Genomic DNA, 22,693 nt, shown 5'->3' with positions numbered 1-22,693 from the left:
TTAATTCCTTCAGCTTATGCGGTGCGGTTCAACCAGGCCATGTACTCTTTCACGCCTTCGGCGACCGTTTTGAACGGTGCGTCGTAGCCGGCGGCGCGCAGCTTGGTCAGATCGGCCTGGGTGTACGCCTGATAGCGGCCTTTCAGCTTCTCCGGGAACTCGATGTATTCCACAGCGCCTTTCTGGTGGAAGTCCACCACCGCGTCGGCTACCGCCTGGAAGGTTTCCGCTCGGCCGGTGCCGCAGTTGAAGATGCCGGATTTGCCGGTTTCCCAGAACCACAGGTTAACCGCCGCCACGTCGCCGACATAGATGAAGTCACGCTTGAAGTTTTCGCTGCCGGCGAACAGTTTCGGGTTTTCGCCGCGGTTGATCTGGGTATTCAGGTGGAAGGCGACGCTGGCCATGCTGCCTTTGTGGCCTTCGCGCGGGCCATAAACGTTGAAGTAGCGGAAGCCGCAGATCTGCGAGTCCGCTTCCAGCAGGATCTCGCGCACGTACTGATCGAACAGGAATTTGGAGTAGCCGTAAACGTTGAGCGGCGCTTCATACTCACGCTCTTCGATGAACTCTTCGCGGCCGCCGTAAGTGGCGGCGGAGGAGGCATACAAGAACGGGATTTCGCGATCCAGGCAGTAGTGCAGCAGGTCTTTGGAGTACTGATAGTTATTGTCCATCATGTACTTGCCGTCCCACTCGGTGGTCGCGGAGCAGGCGCCTTCGTGGAACACCGCTTCGATATCGCCCAGATCGTCGCCGGCCACGATGCTGGCGATAAAGTCTTCTTTATCGATATAGTCGGCGATATCCAGATCGACCAGGTTGACGAACTTGGTGCCGTCTTTCAGGTTATCCACCACCAGGATATCGCGATATCCCTTGTCGTTCAGTGCCTTAATGATGTTGCTGCCGATCATGCCGGCGCCGCCTGTGACGATAATCATTGGGTTACCCCTGCTAAGCTGCCTGGCGGGGCACGATGCCCCACGCTCAATGGCGGTTATAATAGCATTTCATGCCGCGGCAAACAGCGGAAGGGCTCCGAATATCCCGCATTGCCATTGAAGTCCGCCGTTTGCCGTGATATCTGCTGCAATTTTAATATTCTCTCCCGCGCATTCTCGTCAGTTTGGTTACAAATCAGTAAAATATGCCGCAAATAGCCCAATCCTGGAGATAACCGAATGTCAGCGTCTTTTTATCAGCAGTTGGAACAACAGCTTGCCGCCACGCGCAGTGAAGGGCTGTTCAAGGAAGAACGCATCATCACCTCCGCGCAACAGGCGGATATCGCCGTCGCCGACGGCAGCCATGTGATCAACTTCTGCGCCAATAACTACCTGGGCCTGGCCAACCACCCGGCGCTGATCGCCGCCGCCAAGTCGGGCATGGACAGCCACGGTTTCGGCATGGCGTCGGTGCGCTTCATCTGCGGCACCCAGGACAGCCACAAGCAGCTCGAACAGAAACTGGCGGCCTTTTTGGGCATGGAAGACGCGATCCTGTACTCCTCTTGCTTCGACGCCAACGGCGGGCTGTTCGAAACCCTGCTCGGCCCGGAAGACGCCATTATCTCCGATGCGCTGAACCACGCGTCGATCATCGACGGCGTGCGCCTGTGCAAGGCCAAGCGCTATCGCTATGCCAATAACGACATGGCCGAGCTGGCCGCGCAGCTGAAGCAGGCCAAAGCCGACGGCGCGCGTCACATCCTGATCGCCACCGACGGCGTCTTCTCGATGGACGGCGTGATCGCCAACCTGAAAGGGGTTTGCGATCTGGCGGACGAATACCAGGCGCTGGTGATGGTGGATGACTCTCACGCGGTGGGCTTTGTCGGCGCCAACGGGCGCGGCACCCATGAATACTGCGAAGTGATGGGCCGCGTCGATATCATCACCGGTACGTTAGGCAAAGCGCTGGGCGGAGCGTCCGGCGGCTACACCGCCGCCAAGAAAGAAGTGGTGGAGTGGCTGCGCCAGCGTTCGCGCCCGTACCTGTTCTCCAACTCGCTGGCGCCGGCGATCGTCGCCGCGTCGATCAAAGTGCTGGAACTGCTGGAAGAGGGCGATGCCCTGCGCGATCGCCTGTGGGCCAATGCGCGTCTGTTCCGCGAAAAAATGACCGCCGCCGGCTTCACGTTGGCCGGCGCCGATCACGCCATCATCCCGGTGATGCTGGGTGAGGCGAAGCTGGCGCAGGAATTCGCCAATGCGTTGCTCAAGGAAGGCATCTATGTGACCGGTTTCTTCTATCCGGTGGTGCCGAAAGGCCAGGCGCGCATCCGTACCCAGATGTCCGCCGACCACACCCCGGAGCAAATCGAACGCGCAGTGGCGGCGTTTACACGTATCGGTAAGGATCTTGGCGTTATTGCATAAGGTAAAACCATGAAAGCACTGTCAAAACTGAAAGCGGAAGAAGGGATTTGGATGACCGACGTGCCTCAGCCGGAGCTGGGCCACAACGACATCATGATCAAAATCCGCAAAACCGCGATCTGCGGCACTGATGTGCATATCTACAACTGGGACGAGTGGTCGCAAAAAACCATTCCGGTTCCGATGGTGGTCGGCCATGAATACGTGGGCGAAGTGGTGGCGATCGGTCAGGAAGTCAAAGGCTTCAACATCGGCGATCGCGTGTCCGGCGAAGGGCACATCACCTGCGGCCACTGCCGCAACTGCCGCGGCGGCCGCACGCACCTGTGCCGCAACACCGTCGGCGTGGGCGTGAACCGCCCGGGCAGCTTCGCGGAATACCTGGTGATCCCGGCGTTCAACGCCTTCAAGATCCCGGATAACATCTCCGATGAACTGGCTTCGATCTTTGATCCGTTCGGTAACGCGGTGCATACCGCGCTGTCGTTCGATCTGGTTGGGGAAGACGTTCTGGTGTCCGGCGCCGGCCCGATCGGCATCATGGCGGCGGCGGTGTGCAAACACGTCGGCGCCCGCCATGTGGTGATCACCGACGTTAACGAATACCGTCTGGAACTGGCGCGCAAGATGGGCGTGACACGAGCGGTGAACGTCAGCAAGGAAAACCTCAGCGACGTGATGGCCGAACTGGGCATGACCGAAGGGTTCGACGTCGGCCTGGAAATGTCCGGCGCGCCGCCGGCGTTCCGCACGCTGCTCAATGCGATGAACCACGGCGGGCGCATCGCCATGCTGGGCATTCCGCCTTCGGATATGTCGATCGACTGGAATCAGGTCATCTTCAAAGGGCTGTTTATCAAAGGGATTTACGGCCGCGAAATGTTCGAAACCTGGTACAAGATGGCGGCGCTGATCCAGTCCGGTTTGGATTTGACCCCGATCATCACCCACCGTTTCTCGATCGACGAGTTCCAGCAGGGCTTTGACGCCATGCGCTCCGGCAAATCGGGCAAAGTGGTGCTGAGCTGGGATTGATCTCGGCAGGCGTGAAAAGGGCCGGAATCCCGGCCCTTTTTTTATGCTTGCGGTTTGGTTTGCGTCCAGTGCTGCCAATGACGCTTGATGAAGGTCACCGGCGGCGAGGTGGCAATGCTGTCGGCGATAATGCCCAGCGCGGTGCCAGCGTTGGCTTTTTCCTTCGGCGGTTTGACCTTGCACTGCTTGATGCCGCCGCTGAACGGGTTCTTCGGCTGCGGTTTTTGCGGTTTGACCGGCGGCGGGACGTAGCTGCCACCGCCGTTGCCCTGCGGTTCGTTCAGCAGCGCGCTCGGTTTGACCAGCACGATATCGGCGGGCAGCGACGGCAGCATCTGCTGCAGCACTTTCACCGTCGCCGGGCGCGGGTGGCCGATGGCGATGGCGGAACCGTTGCGCCGCGCCAATTCGACCGCGCGGTTGAACTGGCGGCGGATGTCGGCTTCGTTTGCGGTATCGTCGAGGAACACCCTGCGTTTGATCACTTTCACGCCGGTGCCGGCCGCGGCGCGGGTCGCCTGGCTGCTGCCGATGGTCATGCTGTCGAGGAAATACAGACGATAGCTTTCGAGCGCCTGCATCACTTTCTGCATGCCCGGCAGGCTGGAGGTCATGGCGCTGCCCATGTGGTTGTTCATGCCGACCGCGTAGGGCACGTTGTTCACCGCGTTGCGGATGATGCGCTGGATCTCGTCGCTGCTCATGGAAGGCTGCAGGGTATCGCGTTCCAGCGGCTGCTTGCTGAGCGGCGCCATCGGCATGTGGATCAAGACTTCGCGGCCCTGGCTGTGGGCGCGGGTGGCCATCAGGCGGGCATGCGGCGCGTTGGGCAAGACTGCGACCGAGATCGCCGTCGGCATTTGCAGCACTGCGTTTTCTTCGTGAGGGCGGTAGCCCACGTCATCGATGACGATGGAGAGTTTTCCTGCCTGCGCAGCGTAAACCTGCAGCAGACAGCCGATTAACAAAGCTGTACGGGTTTTGACATAACGCAAATCTATCTTCCCAACCACGGCAGTGGGTTAACCGCCTGTCCCTGACGACGGATTTCGAAATAGAGCGACGGCGTTCCCTGGCCGCCGCTGGTGCCGACCAGAGCGATCGGCTGGCCGGCTCGCACCTGCGCCCCGACGTTGACCAACGCGCTTTGGTTGTAGCCGTACACGCTCATGTCGCCTTTACCGTGTTCGACCACCACCATCAGGCCATAGCCTTGCAGCCAGTCGGCCAGCAGCACGCGGCCATCGGCGACGGCTTTCACTTCGCTGCCTTCGCGGGCTTCGATCACCATGCCTTTCCAGCGTAGCTCGCCCTGCTGCTGCTCGCCAAAGCCGTGCAGCGTGCGGCCGCGCACCGGCCACATCAGCTGGCCGGCCGGACGGCCGAGGCCGCCGGTTCGCGCCATCAGCGAGCGATCGGCTTCGCTAGGTTTGTAGGTGGTGCCGGTTTTCTTCGCCTGCTGTTCCTTGATGCGCACCTGTTCGCGCACCTTGGCCGCTTCACGCGCTTCGCGTTCGGCGCGCGCACGGGCTTCGCGCTCCGCCCGAGCGATCTTGTCGCGCATGCGGGCTTCGTTCTGGCGCAGTTCCACCAGGCGTTGTTGGTCTTTTTCCAGCGAGGCTTCCAGAGCGGTCAGCGTTTTCTTGCGGGCGCCGCGCGCCTGCTCCAGCTTCTGCTGCTGCGTCTGTTGTTCGCTCAGTAAGGATTTTTGCTGGCCCTGTTTGGCCACCAGCGTGGTTTTTTGCTTCGCCAGCTCGGCGCGGGTCTGTTTCAGCTCTTCGATGGTTTTCTGGCGCGCTTCGTTCAGATAACCGAAATAGGCCAGAATACGTTCGCTGCGTTGGCTTTCTTCACCGCTGAGGATCAGCTGCACGGCGCTGTGCTGCCCTTGCCGGAAGGCGGCGTCGAGCTGTTTGGCGAGGAGATTTTGCTGGGTCGATTGCTGCTTTTGCAGTTTGGCTATCGAGGCGTTCAGGCCGGAAATGTCCTTGCCCAACTGGGTGAGCGTGCCCTGGGTGTCGCGCAACTGGCGGCTGGCCTGGGCGATGGTTTTTTCCTGCTGCCGCAGCTGATCCTGCAGCGAGCTGCGCTGCTGTTGCTGCTGCTTCACCGCTTTTTCTTTCTCGGCGATGCTCTGCTGGATGTCTTTCAGCTGGGATTTATTGTCTTCCGCCGCCTGGCCGGCGAGCGGCAACAGCAAGACGCCAGCGCAAAATACGCTGGCGCACATGGCGGTGAACGTCCTTGGCGCGGTGCGTTCAGGCAGCGGCCGGCTGCCTGCGTTTGCGCTTCGGGTTACCCTTGATAGTGCAAAAAACGCCTTCTCCCTCATGGAGAAGGATTATTCCACGATGAACAGCGGCTTACCAGTCATCTCTTGCGGGATTTCCATTCCCATCAGCGTTAACAGGGTTGGCGCGATGTCCGAAAGCTTGCCGCCTTCGACCGCGCGCGCCGGTTTGCCGACGTAAATCAGCGGCACCGGCAGGCTGGTGTGGGCGGTGTGCGCCTGGCCGGTGGCCGGATCGCGCATCTGCTCGGCGTTGCCGTGATCGGCGGTGATCAGCAGTTGGCCATCGACGTCGCGCACCGCATCAACCACCTGGGCGATGCAGGCGTCCAGCGTTTCCACCGCTTTGACCGCCGCTTCATACACGCCGGTATGCCCCACCATGTCACCGTTCGGGTAGTTGCAGATGATGGCGTCGTATTTGCCGCTGCGGATGGCGCTCAGCAGCTTGTCGGTCAGTTCGGCGGCGCTCATCTCCGGCTGCAGATCGTAGGTGGCGACCTGCGGCGAGTTGACCAGCACGCGGTCTTCCCCTTTGAACGGCGCTTCCACGCCGCCGTTATAGAAGAAGGTGACGTGGGCGTATTTTTCGGTTTCCGAGATGCGCAACTGGGTTTTGTCGTGCTTCATCAGCCATTCGCCGAAGGTGTTGGCCAGCGGCGCCGGCGGATAGGCGCAGGCGGTCGCGATGTCGGCGGCGTATTCGGTCAGCATCACGAAATCGCCGAACTGCACCTGCTTGGCGCGCGGGAAACCGTCGAAATCCGCGTTCACGAAAGCGCGGGTGATCTGGCGCGCGCGGTCGGCGCGGAAGTTCATGAAGATCAACGCGTCGCCGTCCTGCATTGCGGCATCGGCCTCACCGGCGGCGCGGATCACGGTCGGTCTGACGAACTCGTCGTTTTCACCGCGCTGATAAGCGGCCTGCAGGCCGGCGATCGCATCCTCGGCCACGGAATCGCCTTTGGCCGCGGTCAGCAGGTCATAGGCCAGCTGCACGCGATCCCAGCGGTTGTCGCGGTCCATCGCGTAGTAGCGGCCGATCAGCGAGGCGATGCGCCCGACGCCCAACGCGGCGAAGGCCTCGCGGCAGCGTTGCAGCGGGGCTTCGGCGCTGCGCGGCGGCGTGTCGCGCCCGTCAAGGAAGGCATGCAGATAAATGGCTTTGGCGCCGCGTTGAGCGGCCAGCTTGATCATGGCCAGGATGTGCTCGTCATGGCTGTGCACGCCGCCCGGCGACAGCAGGCCCATGATATGCACCGCCTTGCCGGCCGCTACGGCCTTATCGACGGCGGCGGTCAGCACCGGGTTGGTAAAGAAGTCGCCGTCGGCGATCGCTTTGTCCAGCCGGGTCAGATCCTGGTACACGATGCGCCCGGCGCCCAGATTGACGTGGCCGACTTCGGAGTTGCCCATTTGCCCATCGGGCAGGCCGACATCCAGCCCGGAGGCGGCGATCAGCGTATGCGGCTGCTCCTGCCACAGACGATCCATCACCGGGGTGCCGGCGTTCAGGATCGCGTTGTCCTGCCGCTCTTCACGGTGGCCGTAACCGTCCAGGATCACCAGGACCATCGGTTTTTTGTTGTTCGACATTGCATTGACCTCTTATGAACTTTTTAAGCTGCGAATAGCCATGCGCCCGCCGCAAGCATGGCTATTCGCCCTCGAAAAACCGGCTGATTTTACACCGCCGCCGGCGATAAATAGCCCAAAGAGATCAAGGTTGCGGCGAATCGCGCGGGCTTTTATGCTCTGACGTCGGGAATTTCTCAGCGCAGCCCGCAGTTTCTACAATCGCGCTTGCTTATTGGCTGTATTTGCCGCACTCGGCAGGTATACTCTGGAACCTTGACTTATTTATCCCTTAACTAACGGGAGTTGTTACACCCCATGCTGCAAGAAATTATGCCATTCGTAAGCAGACACCCTATTCTGAGCCTGGCTTGGATCGCTCTGCTGGTCGCCGTGATCGTCATGACCTTCAAAAGCCGTTTCTCCAAGGTCAAAGAGATCGCCCGCGGTGAAGCTATTCGCTTGATCAACAAAGAAGAAGCCGTGGTGGTCGACACCCGCAGCCGCGACGATTTCCGCCGTGGTCACCTGGCCAACGCCATCAACCTGACCGCCAGCGAAATCAAAAGCGGTAGCCTGGGCGAGCTGGAAAAACACAAAGCGCAGCCGATCATCGTCGTATGCGCCAACGGCACCGCCTCCCGCGAGCCGGCGGAGAACCTGAGCAAGGCCGGTTTTGAAAAGGTGACGATGCTGAAAGACGGCATCGCCGGCTGGAGCGGAGAAAACCTGCCGCTGGTGCGCGGTAAGTAACCGTTTAACCTATTTGAGGTGGCAATCCATGGCTAACATTGATATCTACACCAAAGCGACCTGTCCGTTCTGCCATCGCGCCAAGGCGCTGTTGAACAGCAAGGGCGCGGCGTTTAACGAGATCGCCATCGACGGCGATAACGCCAAGCGCGAAGTGATGATCGAGCGCAGCGGGCGCACCACCGTGCCGCAGATTTTCATCGACGGCCGGCATATCGGCGGCTGCGATGATTTATATGAACTCGATGCTCGCGGCGGCCTGGATCCGCTGCTTTAAGCAGCTTGCCGGTTCACCGAGTGTCAATAAGGACGTTTAACCAAGGGTATTACTCACATGTCAGAACAAAACAGCACCGAAATGGCTTTCCAGATCCAACGTATCTATACCAAGGATATCTCCTTCGAAGCGCCGAACGCGCCGCAGGTTTTCCAGCAGGAATGGCAGCCGGAAGTTAAACTTGATCTGGATACCGCGTCCAGCCAGCTGGCTGACGAAGTGTATGAAGTGGTACTGCGCGTAACCGTGACGGCGACCCTGGGCGAAGAGACGGCGTTCCTGTGCGAAGTGCAGCAGGCGGGCATCTTCTCGGTAGCAGGCATCGAAGGCACGCAGCTGGCGCATTGCCTGGGCGCATACTGCCCGAACATCCTGTTCCCGTATGCGCGCGAGTGCATCACCAGCCTGGTTTCCCGCGGCACCTTCCCGCAGCTGAACCTGGCACCGGTCAACTTTGACGCGCTGTTCATGAACTATCTGCAGCAGCAGGCGGAAGGCGAAGGTGCCGCACCACATCAGGATGCCTGATGAACACCGTCAATGCTTCAATGACTGTTATCGGTGCCGGCTCGTACGGCACCGCATTGGCCATTACGCTGGCGCGTAACGGCCATCCCGTGGTGTTGTGGGGACATAACCCCGCGCAAATTCAAACGTTGCAGCACGATCGCTGCAATCAGGCGTTTCTGCCCGACGTTCCCTTCCCCGATACCCTGCTGCTTGAAGCCGATTTGGCGCGTGCGCTGGCCGCCAGCCGCGACGTGCTGGTGGTGGTGCCGAGCCACGTGTTCGGCGACGTGCTGCGCCAGCTGAAGCCGCATCTGCGCCCGGATGCCCGCATCGTGTGGGCCACCAAGGGGTTGGAAGCGGAAACCGGCCGCTTGCTGCAGGACGTGGCGCGTGAGGCGTTGGGCGAGACGATCCCGCTGGCGGTGCTCTCCGGGCCGACGTTCGCCAAAGAGCTGGCCGCCGGCCTGCCGACGGCGATCGCGCTGGCGGCGACCGATGCGCAGTTCGCCGACGATCTGCAACAGCTGCTGCACTGCGGCAAGAGTTTCCGCGTCTACAGCAATCCCGACTTCATCGGTGTGCAGCTTGGCGGCGCGGTGAAGAACGTGATCGCCATCGGCGCCGGCATGTCCGACGGCATCGGTTTCGGCGCCAATGCCCGTACCGCGTTGATTACGCGCGGGCTGGCGGAAATGAGCCGTCTGGGTTCTGCGCTGGGCGCCGATCCTTCGACGTTCATGGGCATGGCGGGGCTGGGGGATCTGGTGCTAACCTGCACGGACAACCAGTCGCGCAACCGTCGCTTCGGCATTATGCTGGGGCAGGGTAAAGGCGTGCAGGAAGCGCAGGACAGTATCGGTCAGGTGGTCGAGGGCTATCGCAATACCAAAGAGGTGTTGGCGTTGGCGCAGCGGCACGGTGTGGAAATGCCGATCACCGAACAGATTTATCAGGTGCTTTACTGCCACAAGGACGCCCGCGAAGCGGCGCTGAGCCTGCTGGGGCGAGCCCGAAAGGACGAAAAACCCAGCGCGTGACATAAAACGATATGTCGGGGCAGCGGAATGTTGACCCCGCAAATGACCTGGGCCGCTTCGCGCTACCGTGTGAAGCGGCCCGTTTGGCAAGGTAAAGGGGTATGTGATGTCGTCAGAAGAGTTGGAACAGGTCTGGAACAGCATTAAATCAGAAGCGCGAGCACTGGCTGATTGTGAACCGATGCTGGCCAGCTTTTTCCATGCGACGTTGCTCAAGCACGAGAACCTGGGCAGCGCGCTCAGCTATATGCTGGCCAACAAGCTGGCCACGCCGATCATGCCCGCCATCGCGGTACGCGAGGTGGTGGAAGAGGCCTACAAGTCTGACAACCAGATGATCGTTTCGGCGGCGCGCGATATCCTCGCGGTGCGCCTGCGCGACCCGGCGGTCGATAAATACTCCACGCCGCTGCTTTACCTGAAGGGGTTCCATGCGCTGCAGGCTTACCGCATCGGTCACTGGCTGTGGCAGCAAGGGCGGCAGGCGCTGGCTATCTACCTGCAAAATCAAATTTCCGTCGCCTTCGGCGTGGACATCCATCCGGCGGCGACCATCGGTTGCGGCATCATGCTCGACCACGCCACCGGCATCGTGATCGGTGAAACGGCGGTGGTGGAGAACAACGTCTCTATCTTGCAATCGGTCACCCTGGGCGGTACCGGTAAAACCAGCGGCGACCGTCACCCGAAAATCCGTGAAGGGGTGATGATTGGCGCAGGCGCCAAAATTCTCGGCAATATCGAAGTGGGCAAGGGCGCGAAGATCGGCGCGGGCTCGGTGGTCTTGCAGGCGATACCGCCGCACACCACCGCCGCCGGCGTGCCGGCGCGCATCGTCGGGCGGCCGGAGAGCGATACGCCGTCGATGGATATGGACCAATACTTCAACGGCACCAACCACGGCTTCGAGTACGGCGACGGCATCTAAGCCGCGCCTGCGGGTCCATTCAGGGGGAGCTTCGGCTCCCCCTGTGTTTTTCAGGCGGCGGTCAGCCCTGTTTCGGGAACGTGACGATGTCGTTGACCATGTCATCGATCGCCGCTTTGACTTCTTGTTCCGTGACTGGCGCACTGTCGTTGTTGACGGTTTTGCCGTAACTCTTGCGCACCACTTCCAGCACCGTTTTACCGCTATCCTGATCGATCAACTGCGCTTCCAGGAACAGCGTGGTGTTTTGCGTCCGGTGGCCAGTGGCGGCCATGGTGCTGGCCACCACGGCCGCTACCGGCACCACTTCATAGAATTTCATATCCTCATCTTCGGCAGACACGGCGGTAATCGCGACTTTGGCTAACAGCACGCGGGAACCTGTCGGGTTATTCAAAACGGTAGTGCGCTCGGCCACCGCTTTTCTCACGCTTTGGTCGGTATAGTTTCTAATTTTGTCCAGCGTTTGTTGGCTGACGCGGGCGGTGGGTTTAGCCGCCGGGTAATAAACCACGGGAGCGACATACACGCCGCGATAATTCGACTCTTTAAAGGTGGGATCGATCCAACGCAGCGTTTTATGGCCGCTTGGCGAGCTGGTTTCCTGTAGCTTGCTGTAGTCCGGCAGGAACCCCGAATATTGATTCGTTTGGGTGACTTTGGACGAGCAGCCCGCCAGCAACAGGCCCGCCGCCAGAACCGCCATGGCAACGCTCAAACGTTGTTTCTTCATATGGTTTCCTATGATGAGTGGTGATTACCCTTACAAAACATAGCGCATTATCTGCGCCTCATCGGGCTTTTTCGGGGCCGGGCGTGCCCTGCTGCGGCCTTTTTTCAGGATCGTGATGCGCCGCCGGTTTTCGCCGCCAGTGCCGGTGATAAGGCGGCGAGCAAGGCGTCCGCGCTGACCAGCGCCTGGCGTTGCTCAGCTTGCCACCGGGGCAACAAGGGCCAGAGATCCGCCTGATGTTCGGCTTGCAGGCACCAAACCTCCCGGTCGTGCCAATCACCGAGGGCGTTCTGCGCCGCTTTCAGGCTCGCCATCGCGGCGGGAGAGAGGGGAAGACGCTGCGGATAGGCTTCAGCCGCGTAACGCAGGCGTTTTATCAGCAGCCGCAGGCGGTGGCGATCGTAGCCGGTATCGGCCAATGCCCGGCGCAATTGCCGTTGTTGGCGCTGCAGGCGTTTATTCAGGCGGTGTTTGGCGACGCGTTGCGCGCTGCGGCGAAAGCGGCGCGGCCAGGCGTGCAAAAGCGAGGGAAAGCCGATGAGCTGCGGATGGGCGAGCAGTTGACGGTAGCGGGCCTGAAATTCGCTCTGGCGCACGTTGGCCTGCCAATCGAGGCGATGTCGCGCCAGTTCGGCGATCAGCACCTCGAGATCGCGCAGCGGCGTCGTGAGCCTGCCCAATTCGGCGGCGGCCCGATCGAGCCGGGTTGCGCCGGGGCAGCCGCGTAACGGGCGCAGCAGGCTGCGAATGCGGCGCAGACAGACGCGCAAGTCGTGCAGCGCTTCGCTGTCTTGCGCCTGTTGCAGCCGCAACAGCGCCTCGTTCAGCGCCGGTTCGAGCCGGCGAAGCTGGGTGACAATCTCTGCGACGAAAGCCATGTGCCGTGCCTGGAAAGGATGACTCTTCCAGTATGGCGCGACGTCGCGGATTACGCCTTGATCAGCGCACCGGCATAGTCCAGCTGCCGCCAGGCTTCATACACCACCACCGATACGGCATTCGACAGGTTCATGCTGCGGCTTTGCGCCTGCATCGGGATGCGGATTTTTTGCTGCGCGGGCAGCGCATCGAGGATGTCGGCAGGCAACCCGCGCGTTTCCGGGCCGAACAGCAGGTAGTCGCCGGCCTGGTAGCTGACGGCGCTGTGCGCCGGCGTGCCCTTGGTGGTGAGGGCAAACAGCCGCTGCGGGTTTTCAGCGGCGAGAAAGGCGGCGTAATCGGCATGGCGGCTGACGCGGGTGAACTCATGATAGTCCAGCCCGGCGCGGCGCAGGCGTTTGTCGTCCCACGGGAAACCCAGCGGTTCGATCAGGTGCAGATTAAAGCCGGTATTGGCGCACAGGCGGATGATATTGCCGGTATTGGGCGGAATTTCGGGTTCAAATAAAACGATGTTCAGCATGTTGCAGGCCCCTCGTGAACGAGGGGCGCAGGATAGCAAACTCTTACTGTTCTGTCTTAGACGATAGGCGTTGATGATGCAGCGGCAGCCACAGCACCAGCCGCAGACCGCCAAGCGGGCTGTCTTCGGCCTTCACCCAGCCGCGATGCTGATTGACCGCCGCCTCGACGATAGCCAGGCCAAGGCCGGTGCCGCCGGACTCACGGTCGCGCGCCTCATCGGTGCGGTAGAACGGACGGAAGATCTGCTCGCGGTCTTCGGCGCTGACGCCGGGACCGTCGTCGTCAACCTGGATAGTCACGCCCTGATTGTCGGCGCTGAACGCCACGGCGATGCGGGTGTGCGAATAACGCAGGGCGTTGCGCACGATGTTTTCCAACGCGCTGTCCAGCGCGCTCGCGTTGCCGAACAGCGTCCACGGACCGGGCGGCGCAGCGATCTCCACCTGCTTGCCCATCTGTTCGGCTTCGAAACGGGCGTTATCCAGCACGTCGGCCCACAGTTCGTTGGCCTTCAACTGCTCGCGCGCCAGCTCGCCCTTCTGCTGCCCGCGCGACAGCGCCAGCAGATCGTTGATCATCGAATCCAGCCGTTGCGCTTCGGTTTCGATGCGCGCCAGCTCGTGGCCTTCGCCGTGGCGGCGGCGCATCAGCGCGGTGGCCAGCTGCAGGCGAGTCAGCGGCGTGCGCAGCTCGTGCGAGATGTCCGAGATCAAGCGTTGCTGGGCGTTCATCATGCGTTCCAGCGCGCTGACCATCTGGTTGAAGCTGGCGCCGGTGGCCAGAAATTCCTGCGGGCCGGCCTCCAGCTCCGGATGCTGCTTCAGGTTGCCGCGCGCCACGTCATCGGCGGCGTTCTTCAGCTTGCGAGCCGGTTTCGCCAGGCTCCAGGCCAGCCACAGCAGCAGCGGGGCGCTGATCAACATGGTGACGATCAGCAGCAGCAGCGGCCGGTCGAACATCAGGTTGATGAAATCGGATTGCGGGCTGTTGGCGGGGCGGATCAGGTACAGCTGGTAGTTGTCTTCGCCGTCGCGCACCGCGAACGGCCCGACCAGTTCGACGCGGCCGTATTTTTTCTTCTTCGGATGATCCGAATTGTCGGATTGGCCGATGAAGTTGCGGACGATCTGCATTTCATTGCGCTGCGCGCCGATCACCCGGCCTTCGCTGGTGACCAGCAGCAGGCGTTGGCCCGGCGGCGCCCATTTGTCGATGGCGCGGAACAGGCGGCGCCACCACATCAGATCGTTGGCCGGATCGTTTTGCAACTCGGCCTCGACGTGCTGTTCCAGCATCAACCCCTGCCGCTGCTCGCTGTCGAGCAGCGAGGTCATTTGGCGGGAGTCGAGCTTGGGCACCATCAGCACCAGCATTAGCACCAGGGCTAACGTGAACCAGAAAATGGCGAAGATGCGTGCCGTCAAACTGTTGATCATGTTGCAGATACCATCAAATAACCACGCCCGCGCAGGGTTTTGAACCACGGATGCCCGTCTTTGCGATCCGGCAGCTTACGCCGCAGGTTGGAGATATGCATGTCGATGGCGCGATCGAATGGGGTCAGGCGTTTGCCCAGCACTTCCTGGCTCAGCAGTTCGCGCGACACCACCTGGCCGAGATGTTGCGCCAGCAGATACAGCAGGGTGAACTCGGTGCCGGTCAGATCCAGCACCTGGCCGTCGAAGCTGGCCTCCTGGCGGCCGGGGTTCAGTTGCAGGCCATCGACATCCAGCGTCGGGGCGCCGCTGTCGACCTGCTGCTGCTGTTCGCTCCAGTTGGAACGACGCAGAATGGCGCGAATGCGCGCGACCAGTTCGCGATCGTTGAAGGGTTTCGGCAGGTAATCATCGGCGCCCAGCTCCAGGCCCAACACGCGGTCCAGTTCGCTGCCGCGCGCGGTCAACATGATGACCGGCGTCTGGTGATGTTGGCGCAGTTCTTTCAGCGTATCGATGCCGTTTTTCTTCGGCATCATGATGTCGAGCAGCAGCAGATCGACGGAGCTGTCCAGCAGCGACAACGCCTGCTCGCCATCGTGCGCGACGACGATATTAAAACCTTCCATTTCAAGCAGTTCTTTTAACAGCGAGGTCAACTCGCGGTCGTCGTCAACTAACAGAATCTTGTTCATTATGATTTACCTCCAGACGCAAAATACGTCATCAACTGTTGCCATTCCATGACTTTACGTAGTTTTACATGCACTGACGCAGGTTTTCAGGTGTGGCGGTACACTGCTCCTCGTTGATTCGCAAAGTGAGAAAGCTTGAGGAGTTGAAATGCGTAAGGTGACCGCATTAGTTATGGCATCACTGCTGGCAATTGGTTCGACCGCTGCCTTCGCTGCCGACACTATACCGGACACAGCCCAACCTCCCGGCAACGACGCGATGACCCGAATACCCGGCCAGCACCATATGTTCGACGGTGTCAGCCTCAGCGAACAGCAGCGCCAGCAAATGCGCGATTTGATGCGCCAGGCCCGGCACGATCTGCCTGGTGTCAATGTAGCTGAAATGGAAGCCATGCATAAACTGGTGACCGCAGAGAAATTTGACGAAGCCGCCGTGTATGCCCAGGCGGAAAAGATGGCCCAACAGCAGGTCAAGCGCCAGGTCGAAATGGCCCGGGTGCGCAACCAAATGTATAACCTGCTGACGCCAGAGCAAAAAAGTGTTTTAGACCAGAAACATCAGCAGCGCATGCAGCAGATGGAGCAACAAATTTCTGGTTTGCAGCAAGCTTCTGCCCAGAAGTGAAGTACGACTGAGTAGTCCCCTGTTTTTCCTTGCCATAGACACCATCCCTGTCTTCCCCGCCATGATGGCGGGGTTTTTTTTATCCGACATTTCGCTATATTGAGCGCCATACCTTTTGACCGGGATCCCTCAATGGAACAGCGCTATGCACGCCTGGTAAAGTCCGCTGCGTTGGCCGCTACCGCGCTGGCGTCGTCGCTGTTGTTGATCAAAATCGTCGCCTGGTACCAGACCGGTTCTGTCAGCCTGCTGGCGGCGCTGGTGGATTCGCTGGTCGATATCGCCGCCTCGCTGACCAACCTGCTGGTGGTGCGCTATTCGCTGCAGCCGGCCGATGCCGAGCACACCTTCGGCCACGGCAAAGCGGAGTCGCTGGCGGCGCTGGCGCAAAGCATGTTTATTTCCGGTTCCGCCCTGTTTCTGTTTCTCACCGGCTTCCAGCATCTGTATGCACCGCAAACGCTGCGCGATCCCGGCGTTGGGGTCGTCGTGACGGTGATCGCGTTAGTCAGCACCCTGATGCTGGTCACCTATCAACGCTGGGTGGTCAGAAAAACGCGCAGCCAGGCCGTGCGCGCAGATATGCTGCATTATCAGTCAGATGTCATGATGAATGGTGCTATTCTTATCGCTCTTGGGCTAAGCTGGTACGGCTTCCAGCGGGCGGATGCGCTGTTTGCGCTGGGCATCGGCGTTTACATTCTGTATAGCGCGCTGCGCATGGGTTATGAAGCGGTGCAGTCGCTGTTGGATCGGGCGTTGCCGGATGACGAGCGCCAGGCGATTATCGCCGTGGTTTCCTCCTGGCCCGGGGTGAAAGGCGCGCACGATCTGCGCACGCGGCAGTCGGGGCCGACGCGTTTCATCCAGCTGCATCTGGAGATGGACGACACGCTGCCGCTGCGCGAGGCGCACCGGTTGGCCGATCAGGTGGAACAGGCGTTGCGGCACCGTTTTGCGGGGGCGGATGTCATCATTCACCTGGATCCGTGCTCCGTGGTGCCGCCGGGTAGGCAGGGGCATTGGGAGCTATAATCATATAGAGGCATAGCGCAAAGTATTATCATGAATATCTGAGTTAGCTCAGCGTGCCATGCGGTGTTTTAACCGTTATATTGCGTGACTTGAATCAATTCAGCTGGGTGTTTTTGATATAATATCCAGCAATAAGCCATAAAGCTGGTTTTCTGCAGCCGGAGAGGTTTCAAGACGATCGGCGGAGACAGAATTCTTAAGAAATTGCATCTACACAGTTCAGAGGTAGTCATGATCAAGAAAATCGGTGTACTGACGAGCGGCGGTGATTCGCCGGGTATGAACGCTGCAATCCGCGGCGTTGTGCGTTCTGCGCTTTCAGAAGGTCTGGAAGTTTTTGGTATTTACGATGGCTACCTTGGCTTGTACGAAGATCGCATGGAGCAGCTGGATCGCTATAGCGTGTCCGACATGATCAACCGTGGCGGCACCTTCCTTGGTTCGGCCCGCTTCCCGGAGTTCAGGGATGAAAACGTGCGCGCCAAGGCGATTGAAAACCTGAAGAATCGCGGCATCGACGCGCTGGTGGTGATCGGCGGCGACGGTTCCTACATGGGCGCCAAACGCCTGACGGAAGAAGGCTTCCCGTGCATCGGTCTGCCGGGCACCATCGATAACGATGTCGCCGGCACCGACTACACCATCGGTTACTTCACCGCGCTGGAAACCGTGGTGGAAGCGATCGACCGCCTGCGCGATACCTCCTCGTCGCACCAGCGTATCTCCATCGTGGAAGTGATGGGCCGTTACTGCGGCGATCTGACGCTGGCGGCGGCGATTGCCGGCGGTTGCGAATTTATCGTGCTGCCTGAAATCGAATTCAACCGCGAAGATCTGGTGTGCGAAATCAAGGCCGGCATCGCCAAAGGCAAAAAACACGCCATCGTGGCGATCACCGAGCACATCTGCGATATCGATGAGCTGGCGCGCCACATTGAGCAGGAAACCAAGCGTGAAACCCGTGCCACCGTGCTGGGCCACATTCAGCGCGGCGGTTCGCCGGTCGCCTATGACCGCATCCTGGCCTCGCGCATGGGCGCCTACGCCATCGAACTGCTGCTGCAGGGGTACGGCGGCCGCTGCGTCGGTATCCAGAACGAAAAAATGGTGCACCACGACATCATCGACGCGATCGAAAACATGAAGCGTCCGTTCAAGGGCGACTGGCTGGAAACGGCGAAAAAGCTGTACTGATACGCCACTTACCGCACGACAAAAAAGCCTCCGCTCCCGGGGGCTTTTTTATGCTCGCCGGTGACATATTCCAGAATCATCTATCCCAAAATTTTTTATTCTTTAGTTGCCGGGAAAGTTTCTGGCAGGCTCTGATGCTAAATCAACCGATTGAGGTTGCGCTTAATTTTCTGGGAGAGCCTGTCGATGCGTAAATGGGGTGTAGGTCTGACATTGGTGCTGTTGGCGTCCGGCGCCATGGCGAAGGATATTCAGTTGCTGAACGTGTCATACGATCCGACGCGTGAGTTCTATCAGGCTTACAACACGGCATTCAGCAAGCACTACCAGGCGGAAACCGGCGACAAGGTGACGGTGCGCCAGTCGCACGGCGGCTCCGGCAAGCAGGCGACGTCGGTGATCAACGGCATCGAGGCCGACGTGGTGACGCTGGCGTTAGCCTATGACGTCGACGCTATCGCCGAACGCGGGCGCATCGAGAAAGACTGGATCAAACGCCTGCCGGACAATTCGGCGCCTTACACCTCGACCATCGTCTTCCTGGTGCGCAAAGGCAACCCGAAACAGATTCATGACTGGCCTGATTTGATCAAGCCGGGCGTGTCGGTGATCACCCCGAACCCGAAAACCTCCGGCGGCGCCCGCTGGAACTACCTGGCCGCCTGGGGCTACGCGTTGCATCACAATAACAACGATAAGGCCAAGGCGCAGGACTTCGTCAAAAACCTGTACAAGAACGTCGAGGTGCTGGATTCCGGCGCGCGCGGCTCGACCAACACCTTCGTTGAGCGCGGCATCGGCGACGTGCTGATCGCCTGGGAAAACGAAGCGCTGCTGGCGGAGAAAGAGCTGGGCAAAGACAAGTTCGAGATAATCACCCCGAGCGAATCGATTCTGGCCGAACCGACGGTGTCGGTGGTGGATAAGGTGGTCGATAAACGCGGCACCCGCGACGTGGCGACCGCCTACCTGAAGTATCTGTATTCGCCGGAAGGGCAGACTATCGCGGCACAGCACTATTACCGCCCGCGCGATGCGGCGGTGGCGGCCAAGTTCGCCGGGCAGTTCCCGCAGTTGAAGCTGTTCACCGTGGATGACACCTTCGGCGGCTGGACCGAAGCGCAGAAGGTGCACTTCGCCACCGGCGGCGTATTCGACGAAATCAGCAAACGCTGATGCCGTTTAAACGGCAATAAAAAACCCCGGCAAGCCGGGGTTTTTTTATGGCAAGCCTAAGGCAATCAGGCTTTTTTCGCTGCGGCAGCGGCTTTGACGATCACGGCGAAAGCGTCGGCTTTCAGCGAGGCGCCGCCAACCAGCGCGCCATCGATGTCCGGCTGGGAGAACAGCTCTGCGGCGTTCTTGTCGTTCACCGAACCGCCGTACTGGATGATGATTTCAGCGGCAACCGCGGCATCGTGCTTGGCGATGTGATCGCGGATAAATTTGTGCACGGCCTGCGCCTGCGCAGGGGTGGCGGATTTGCCGGTACCGATGGCCCAGACCGGCTCATAGGCGATCACGGTGCCTTTCATCGCCGGTGCGCCCAGCGTTTTCAGCACGGCGTCGATCTGGCGCGCACATACTTCTTCGGTTTTGCCCGCGGCGTTTTCCGCTTCGGTTTCACCGATGCACAGCACCGGGATCAGGCCGGCTTCTTTCAGCACGGCGAATTTCTCGGCGATCACTTCGTCGCTTTCTTTGTGGTAGGTGCGACGCTCGGAGTGGCCGATGATGATGTACTGAGCGCCGACGTCTTTCAGCATGTTGGCGGAAACTTCACCGGTGAAGGCGCCGGACAGGTTAACGTCCACGTTCTGCGCGCCCAGCGCGATGCGGCTGCCGGCCAGCGCGTGCTTGGCCTGATCCAGATACATCACCGGCGGGGCGATGGCGACGCCACAGCCGTCAACGCTGCTCAGCTCATTGCGCAGACCGGCGATCAGTTCGTTGACCATGTGAGTGCTGCCGTTAAGCTTCCAGTTACCCATAACTAATGGATGACGCATGTTTTTTCCTCCAACTAGGGAACGCGAGAGTCGAAATGACAACTGCCGGACCGGCAGTTTACCTGCCCAACAGTATAGAGATCATTAAGCGCGAAGGCTTTGCTTTTCGTCATTAAATACCGCGCCGTTACGGCTCGGAAAGCGCCAGCTTAATCGGTTCAACCGCGAAGGTTACGCCTTTATCGCCGTTGTCCGAGACGACATAGCGAATGGCGCCGACCTGCTGTTGGTAAAAGCGCGATCCTTTGCCTTTTTCCAGCAGGCTGTTCACCTTGTTCTGGCTCTGTTCCACCGTCAATGCCGGTTCGAACTGGCGCATCAGCGCCGCCATGTAGTTGATGGCGATGGCGCGCGCGGCTTTTTCTTCATTGGCCTGCTGCAGCGGCAGATGCGTGATCTGCAACGTTTTGATTTTGCCGGTGCCTTTCTCCAGCGCGGTGGAGGCATACAGGTTTTCGTTGAGTTTGCTGGCGGCGCGCGTCAGCAGCGGCGAATCGTCTTCGGCGGCGGGAATGGCGCGGAATTCGCCAATTGGCAGCTTCGGGTTGTCGCGATTGTATTTCTCGCGGAATTTGACCACCGTCAGATCGAAGGTCGGCGCCCCGGCCAGCAGGTAAGGTGCGGTCGGTTTCGCTTCGGCGGCGGGCGGTTCGGCCCAGGCGCTGGCGGCGGCCTGCAGCAGGCAGGCGATGGCGAGGGTTTTTCTCAGCATGGCGTATGGCATCAAGGACAAAGATGGCTCCGATTAAAGCGATAACTCGCGGGCCTTGTCAAAGATCCCACGCCATTATCGGTTCGCTGACGAGAAAGCTGTGCGGCGCGCCGCGTTATGCAAGGCGGAAAACTCGGCCCGGCAGCGCCTATGTTACACTGCGGCGCAGAATATGGGCAGGCTTAGAGCGCAGGAATCGATGACGTTACAACAGTGGTGTTTTTCTTTTAAGGGCCGCATCGGGCGGCGCGACTTCTGGATCTGGATGGGGCTGTGGTTGGTGCTGATGGCGGCGGCGTTTACGCTGGCCAATTATCAATTGATCGCCATCCAATCCATCGCCTTCTTTATCGTGGCGCTGCTGTGGCCGACGGCGGCGGTGCTGGTCAAACGTCTGCACGATCGCAACAAGGCCGGCTGGTGGGCGTTGCTGCTGATCCTGGCGTGGATGCTGGCGGCGGGCAACTGGCAAATGCTGGCGCCGATCTGGCAATGGGGCGTCGGGCGTTTCATCCCGACGCTGATTATCGTGATGATGACTATCGATCTGGGCGCCTTCGTCGGCACGCCGGGAGACAATCGGTTCGGCCCGGAAGCCGAACCGGTGAAGTTCCGCTGATCCTCGGGTTACCAGTAGTGCTCGCTGGTGATGTGGCCCGGTTTGCGGCGCAGGTGCTTGCGCATTTGGCGGTGGTCCTTCAGCGTTTGCTGGGTGTCCCGCACCATCTGCGGGTTGCCGCACAGCATCACGTGGCTGGTTTCGGCGTCGATGGTCAAGCCGATCGCCGCTTCCAGCCGGCCGTCCTCGATCAGCGCCGGCACGCGGCCGGTCAGTGAGCCGGGCGTCTCTTCACGGCTGACGACGGTCTGGATGCGCAGCTTACCGTTGTAACGTTGCTGCAGTTGCTGCATCAGCGGCAGGTAGCTCAGATCGCGCGCAAAACGCGCGGCGTGCACCAGCACCAGGTTGTTAAAGCGCTCCAGGCCGACGCCTTGCTGCAGAATCGATAAATAGGGGCCGATGGCGGTGCCGGTCGCCAGCATCCACAGCGTGTCGCAGTCGGGCACCTCGTCCAGCACGAAGAAGCCGGCGGCTTCTTTGGTCACCATCACGTCCGACCCTGGCCGCAGCTGATTGAGGCGCGGGCTCAGTTTGCCTTCCGGCACCGTCACCAGATAGAACTCCAGGTTGGCGTCATCGGGGGCATTGACGTAGGAGTAGGCGCGTTGCACTCGTTCGCCGTCGATCTCCAGCGCCAGTTTGGCGAATTGCCCTGCGGTGAAAGGATCGATGGGGGCATTGACCACCAGGCTGAACAGCCCGTCGGTCCATTGTTTTACCTGCGTAACCTTGCCGTTTACCCATTCAGCCATACTCTAAAGCTCCCGTGGTCGAATCAAATAAGCACAATGTCGTGAGCCGGAAATGGCGTGCGTGGTGCGCTCTATCCGGTAGTCGTTGCCGAACAGGCGGTGAAACAGCTGCAGCTCGGAATTGCACAGGCTGCTGCAGTTGGAACCGGCCACGCCGATCGGACAGTGGTTTTCCACCAACAGCGCACCGTGCGGATGATCGAGCAATTCGGCCATGTAACCATCATGTTGCCGCAGACGCACCAATCGGGCTAACCGCTCTTGGTGGCTGCGCTCGGCAGACAGCTCTTCGGCATAACGCAGATAAAGCTGCTCTTCGCGCGCGTTCAGCAACGGTTCCACGCCGGCGCCGCCAAACAGCCGCAGCGCGGATGCCCGCAGCCGTTCCTGATCGGCGGCCGCAAAAGCGTGCCCTCGCGCTGTCAGCGACCAGTAGCGCGTCGGGCGGCCGACCTTGCTGCGCGCTTCTTCGTAACAAACCAACTCACGTTTTTCCAGGGATTGCAGATGTTGTCGGATGCCCATCGGCGTGATGTCCAGACGCTCCGCCAGCATTTTGGCCGAGTGCGGGCCGAGAGCCTTTAACTGCAATAAAATCAGCTCAGGTGTTTTCATGAACCAAATCCCTATGGTGTTATTTTATTTCAAGTTGATGAAAATAATTATCGATTAAATGCTAAAGCGCGG

The 22,693-nt window shown here is 60.2% G+C and carries 25 protein-coding genes; 12 read left to right on the top strand and 13 right to left on the bottom strand.

The annotated features are described in order from the left end of the window. Positions 1–14: 14 nt before the first annotated feature. Positions 15–944, bottom strand: a complete 930-nt coding sequence (gene rfaD / locus ACJ8IJ_RS22830) for an ADP-glyceromanno-heptose 6-epimerase (RefSeq protein WP_442518932.1) — start codon at positions 942–944, stop codon at positions 15–17. Between the two features lie 240 nt (positions 945–1,184). Here rfaD and kbl point away from each other — a divergent pair, with 240 nt between their 5' ends. Then, positions 1,185–2,381, top strand: coding sequence for a glycine C-acetyltransferase (gene kbl / locus ACJ8IJ_RS22825; RefSeq protein ID WP_033645197.1), 1,197 nt, complete (start codon positions 1,185–1,187; stop codon positions 2,379–2,381). A gap of 9 nt (positions 2,382–2,390) precedes the next feature. Further along, on the top strand, positions 2,391–3,416 hold the full coding sequence (gene tdh / locus ACJ8IJ_RS22820) for an L-threonine 3-dehydrogenase (protein WP_004931152.1): 1,026 nt from the start codon (positions 2,391–2,393) through the stop codon (positions 3,414–3,416). Positions 3,417–3,457: 41 nt separating this feature from the next. On the opposite strand, the gene ACJ8IJ_RS22815 is transcribed toward tdh, so the two are convergent. The 3 genes from ACJ8IJ_RS22815 to gpmM are packed head-to-tail and all read right to left on the bottom strand — an operon-like array spanning position 3,458 to position 7,302. Continuing rightward, entirely contained in the window at positions 3,458–4,411 is a 954-nt protein-coding gene (locus tag ACJ8IJ_RS22815; protein ID WP_442518931.1) for a divergent polysaccharide deacetylase family protein, read from the bottom strand. A gap of 2 nt (positions 4,412–4,413) precedes the next feature. After that, positions 4,414–5,748 (bottom strand): murein hydrolase activator EnvC, encoded by a 1,335-nt coding sequence (envC, locus tag ACJ8IJ_RS22810; RefSeq protein ID WP_028128084.1) that lies wholly within the window; start codon positions 5,746–5,748, stop codon positions 4,414–4,416. Positions 5,749–5,757: 9 nt separating this feature from the next. Continuing rightward, the gene (gene gpmM / locus ACJ8IJ_RS22805; RefSeq protein ID WP_440484849.1) at positions 5,758–7,302 is read right to left on the bottom strand and encodes a 2,3-bisphosphoglycerate-independent phosphoglycerate mutase; all 1,545 of its coding nucleotides are present in this window, start codon (positions 7,300–7,302) and stop codon (positions 5,758–5,760) included. A gap of 297 nt (positions 7,303–7,599) precedes the next feature. Between gpmM and ACJ8IJ_RS22800 the strand changes: the two genes are divergently transcribed. The 5 genes from ACJ8IJ_RS22800 to cysE all read left to right on the top strand — a co-directional run bounded on the left by ACJ8IJ_RS22800 (position 7,600) and on the right by cysE (position 10,786). After that, positions 7,600–8,034, top strand: a complete 435-nt coding sequence (locus tag ACJ8IJ_RS22800) for a rhodanese-like domain-containing protein (protein WP_004931146.1) — start codon at positions 7,600–7,602, stop codon at positions 8,032–8,034. 28 nt (positions 8,035–8,062) lie between these two features. Further along, positions 8,063–8,311: a glutaredoxin 3 gene (gene grxC / locus ACJ8IJ_RS22795; protein WP_004931142.1), complete on the top strand. Its 249-nt coding sequence runs from the start codon at positions 8,063–8,065 to the stop codon at positions 8,309–8,311. Positions 8,312–8,368: 57 nt separating this feature from the next. Continuing rightward, positions 8,369–8,839 (top strand): protein-export chaperone SecB, encoded by a 471-nt coding sequence (gene secB, locus ACJ8IJ_RS22790; RefSeq protein ID WP_004931139.1) that lies wholly within the window; start codon positions 8,369–8,371, stop codon positions 8,837–8,839. Further along, positions 8,839–9,858, top strand: a complete 1,020-nt coding sequence (gpsA, locus tag ACJ8IJ_RS22785; protein ID WP_442518930.1) for an NAD(P)H-dependent glycerol-3-phosphate dehydrogenase — start codon at positions 8,839–8,841, stop codon at positions 9,856–9,858. Before secB ends, gpsA begins: the two co-directional genes overlap by 1 nt. Before the next feature lie 106 nt (positions 9,859–9,964). Further along, positions 9,965–10,786 carry a serine O-acetyltransferase gene (gene cysE, locus ACJ8IJ_RS22780; RefSeq protein ID WP_004931135.1) on the top strand — a complete coding sequence of 274 codons (822 nt, stop codon included), beginning with the start codon at positions 9,965–9,967 and terminating at the stop codon, positions 10,784–10,786. A 61-nt stretch (positions 10,787–10,847) separates the two neighbouring features. Here cysE and ACJ8IJ_RS22775 read toward each other — a convergent pair whose 3' ends face one another. The 5 genes from ACJ8IJ_RS22775 to cpxR all read right to left on the bottom strand — a co-directional run bounded on the left by ACJ8IJ_RS22775 (position 10,848) and on the right by cpxR (position 15,054). Continuing rightward, positions 10,848–11,519 (bottom strand): DUF3313 domain-containing protein, encoded by a 672-nt coding sequence (locus tag ACJ8IJ_RS22775; RefSeq protein WP_004931134.1) that lies wholly within the window; start codon positions 11,517–11,519, stop codon positions 10,848–10,850. Positions 11,520–11,623: 104 nt separating this feature from the next. After that, positions 11,624–12,397: a CHAD domain-containing protein gene (locus tag ACJ8IJ_RS22770; RefSeq protein ID WP_049187719.1), complete on the bottom strand. Its 774-nt coding sequence runs from the start codon at positions 12,395–12,397 to the stop codon at positions 11,624–11,626. A 50-nt stretch (positions 12,398–12,447) separates the two neighbouring features. Continuing rightward, positions 12,448–12,921 carry a tRNA (uridine(34)/cytosine(34)/5-carboxymethylaminomethyluridine(34)-2'-O)-methyltransferase TrmL gene (trmL, locus tag ACJ8IJ_RS22765; RefSeq protein WP_004931130.1) on the bottom strand — a complete coding sequence of 158 codons (474 nt, stop codon included), beginning with the start codon at positions 12,919–12,921 and terminating at the stop codon, positions 12,448–12,450. Positions 12,922–12,964: 43 nt separating this feature from the next. Beyond that, positions 12,965–14,359 carry an envelope stress sensor histidine kinase CpxA gene (gene cpxA / locus ACJ8IJ_RS22760; protein WP_442518929.1) on the bottom strand — a complete coding sequence of 465 codons (1,395 nt, stop codon included), beginning with the start codon at positions 14,357–14,359 and terminating at the stop codon, positions 12,965–12,967. Next, complete coding sequence (cpxR, locus tag ACJ8IJ_RS22755; RefSeq protein WP_004931124.1) at positions 14,356–15,054, bottom strand: envelope stress response regulator transcription factor CpxR; 699 nt, start codon at positions 15,052–15,054, stop codon at positions 14,356–14,358. Before cpxR ends, cpxA begins: the two co-directional genes overlap by 4 nt. A 148-nt stretch (positions 15,055–15,202) precedes the next feature. Here cpxR and cpxP point away from each other — a divergent pair, with 148 nt between their 5' ends. From cpxP to ACJ8IJ_RS22735, 4 genes are all read left to right on the top strand, one after another. Further along, positions 15,203–15,682: a cell-envelope stress modulator CpxP gene (gene cpxP, locus ACJ8IJ_RS22750; RefSeq protein WP_004931122.1), complete on the top strand. Its 480-nt coding sequence runs from the start codon at positions 15,203–15,205 to the stop codon at positions 15,680–15,682. Between the two features lie 132 nt (positions 15,683–15,814). Further along, positions 15,815–16,717: a CDF family cation-efflux transporter FieF gene (gene fieF / locus ACJ8IJ_RS22745; protein WP_004931119.1), complete on the top strand. Its 903-nt coding sequence runs from the start codon at positions 15,815–15,817 to the stop codon at positions 16,715–16,717. A gap of 231 nt (positions 16,718–16,948) precedes the next feature. After that, the gene (gene pfkA / locus ACJ8IJ_RS22740) at positions 16,949–17,911 is read left to right on the top strand and encodes a 6-phosphofructokinase (protein ID WP_004931116.1); all 963 of its coding nucleotides are present in this window, start codon (positions 16,949–16,951) and stop codon (positions 17,909–17,911) included. Positions 17,912–18,097: 186 nt separating this feature from the next. Then, on the top strand, positions 18,098–19,087 hold the full coding sequence (locus tag ACJ8IJ_RS22735) for a sulfate ABC transporter substrate-binding protein (protein ID WP_049187718.1): 990 nt from the start codon (positions 18,098–18,100) through the stop codon (positions 19,085–19,087). Between the two features lie 65 nt (positions 19,088–19,152). Here ACJ8IJ_RS22735 and tpiA read toward each other — a convergent pair whose 3' ends face one another. Both tpiA and ACJ8IJ_RS22725 read right to left on the bottom strand, forming a co-directional pair. Then, positions 19,153–19,920 carry a triose-phosphate isomerase gene (tpiA, locus tag ACJ8IJ_RS22730; RefSeq protein WP_004931113.1) on the bottom strand — a complete coding sequence of 256 codons (768 nt, stop codon included), beginning with the start codon at positions 19,918–19,920 and terminating at the stop codon, positions 19,153–19,155. 127 nt (positions 19,921–20,047) lie between these two features. Then, the gene (locus ACJ8IJ_RS22725; protein ID WP_021504458.1) at positions 20,048–20,632 is read right to left on the bottom strand and encodes a DUF1454 family protein; all 585 of its coding nucleotides are present in this window, start codon (positions 20,630–20,632) and stop codon (positions 20,048–20,050) included. Positions 20,633–20,831: 199 nt separating this feature from the next. Between ACJ8IJ_RS22725 and ACJ8IJ_RS22720 the strand changes: the two genes are divergently transcribed. Beyond that, positions 20,832–21,251 (top strand): DUF805 domain-containing protein, encoded by a 420-nt coding sequence (locus ACJ8IJ_RS22720; RefSeq protein WP_004931108.1) that lies wholly within the window; start codon positions 20,832–20,834, stop codon positions 21,249–21,251. Positions 21,252–21,259: 8 nt separating this feature from the next. On the opposite strand, the gene fpr is transcribed toward ACJ8IJ_RS22720, so the two are convergent. Then, positions 21,260–22,006 (bottom strand): ferredoxin--NADP(+) reductase, encoded by a 747-nt coding sequence (gene fpr / locus ACJ8IJ_RS22715; protein WP_004931107.1) that lies wholly within the window; start codon positions 22,004–22,006, stop codon positions 21,260–21,262. Between the two features lie 3 nt (positions 22,007–22,009). Continuing rightward, positions 22,010–22,621: a helix-turn-helix transcriptional regulator gene (locus ACJ8IJ_RS22710; RefSeq protein WP_004931104.1), complete on the bottom strand. Its 612-nt coding sequence runs from the start codon at positions 22,619–22,621 to the stop codon at positions 22,010–22,012. Positions 22,622–22,693 lie beyond the last annotated feature (72 nt).

Source organism: Serratia sp. CY40230 (assembly GCF_052168835.1).
Lineage (GTDB): Bacteria > Pseudomonadota > Gammaproteobacteria > Enterobacterales > Enterobacteriaceae > Serratia > Serratia nematodiphila.
The sequence above is the reverse complement of the archived record's forward strand: the minus strand, read 5'-3'. Positions and strand labels throughout refer to the sequence as shown.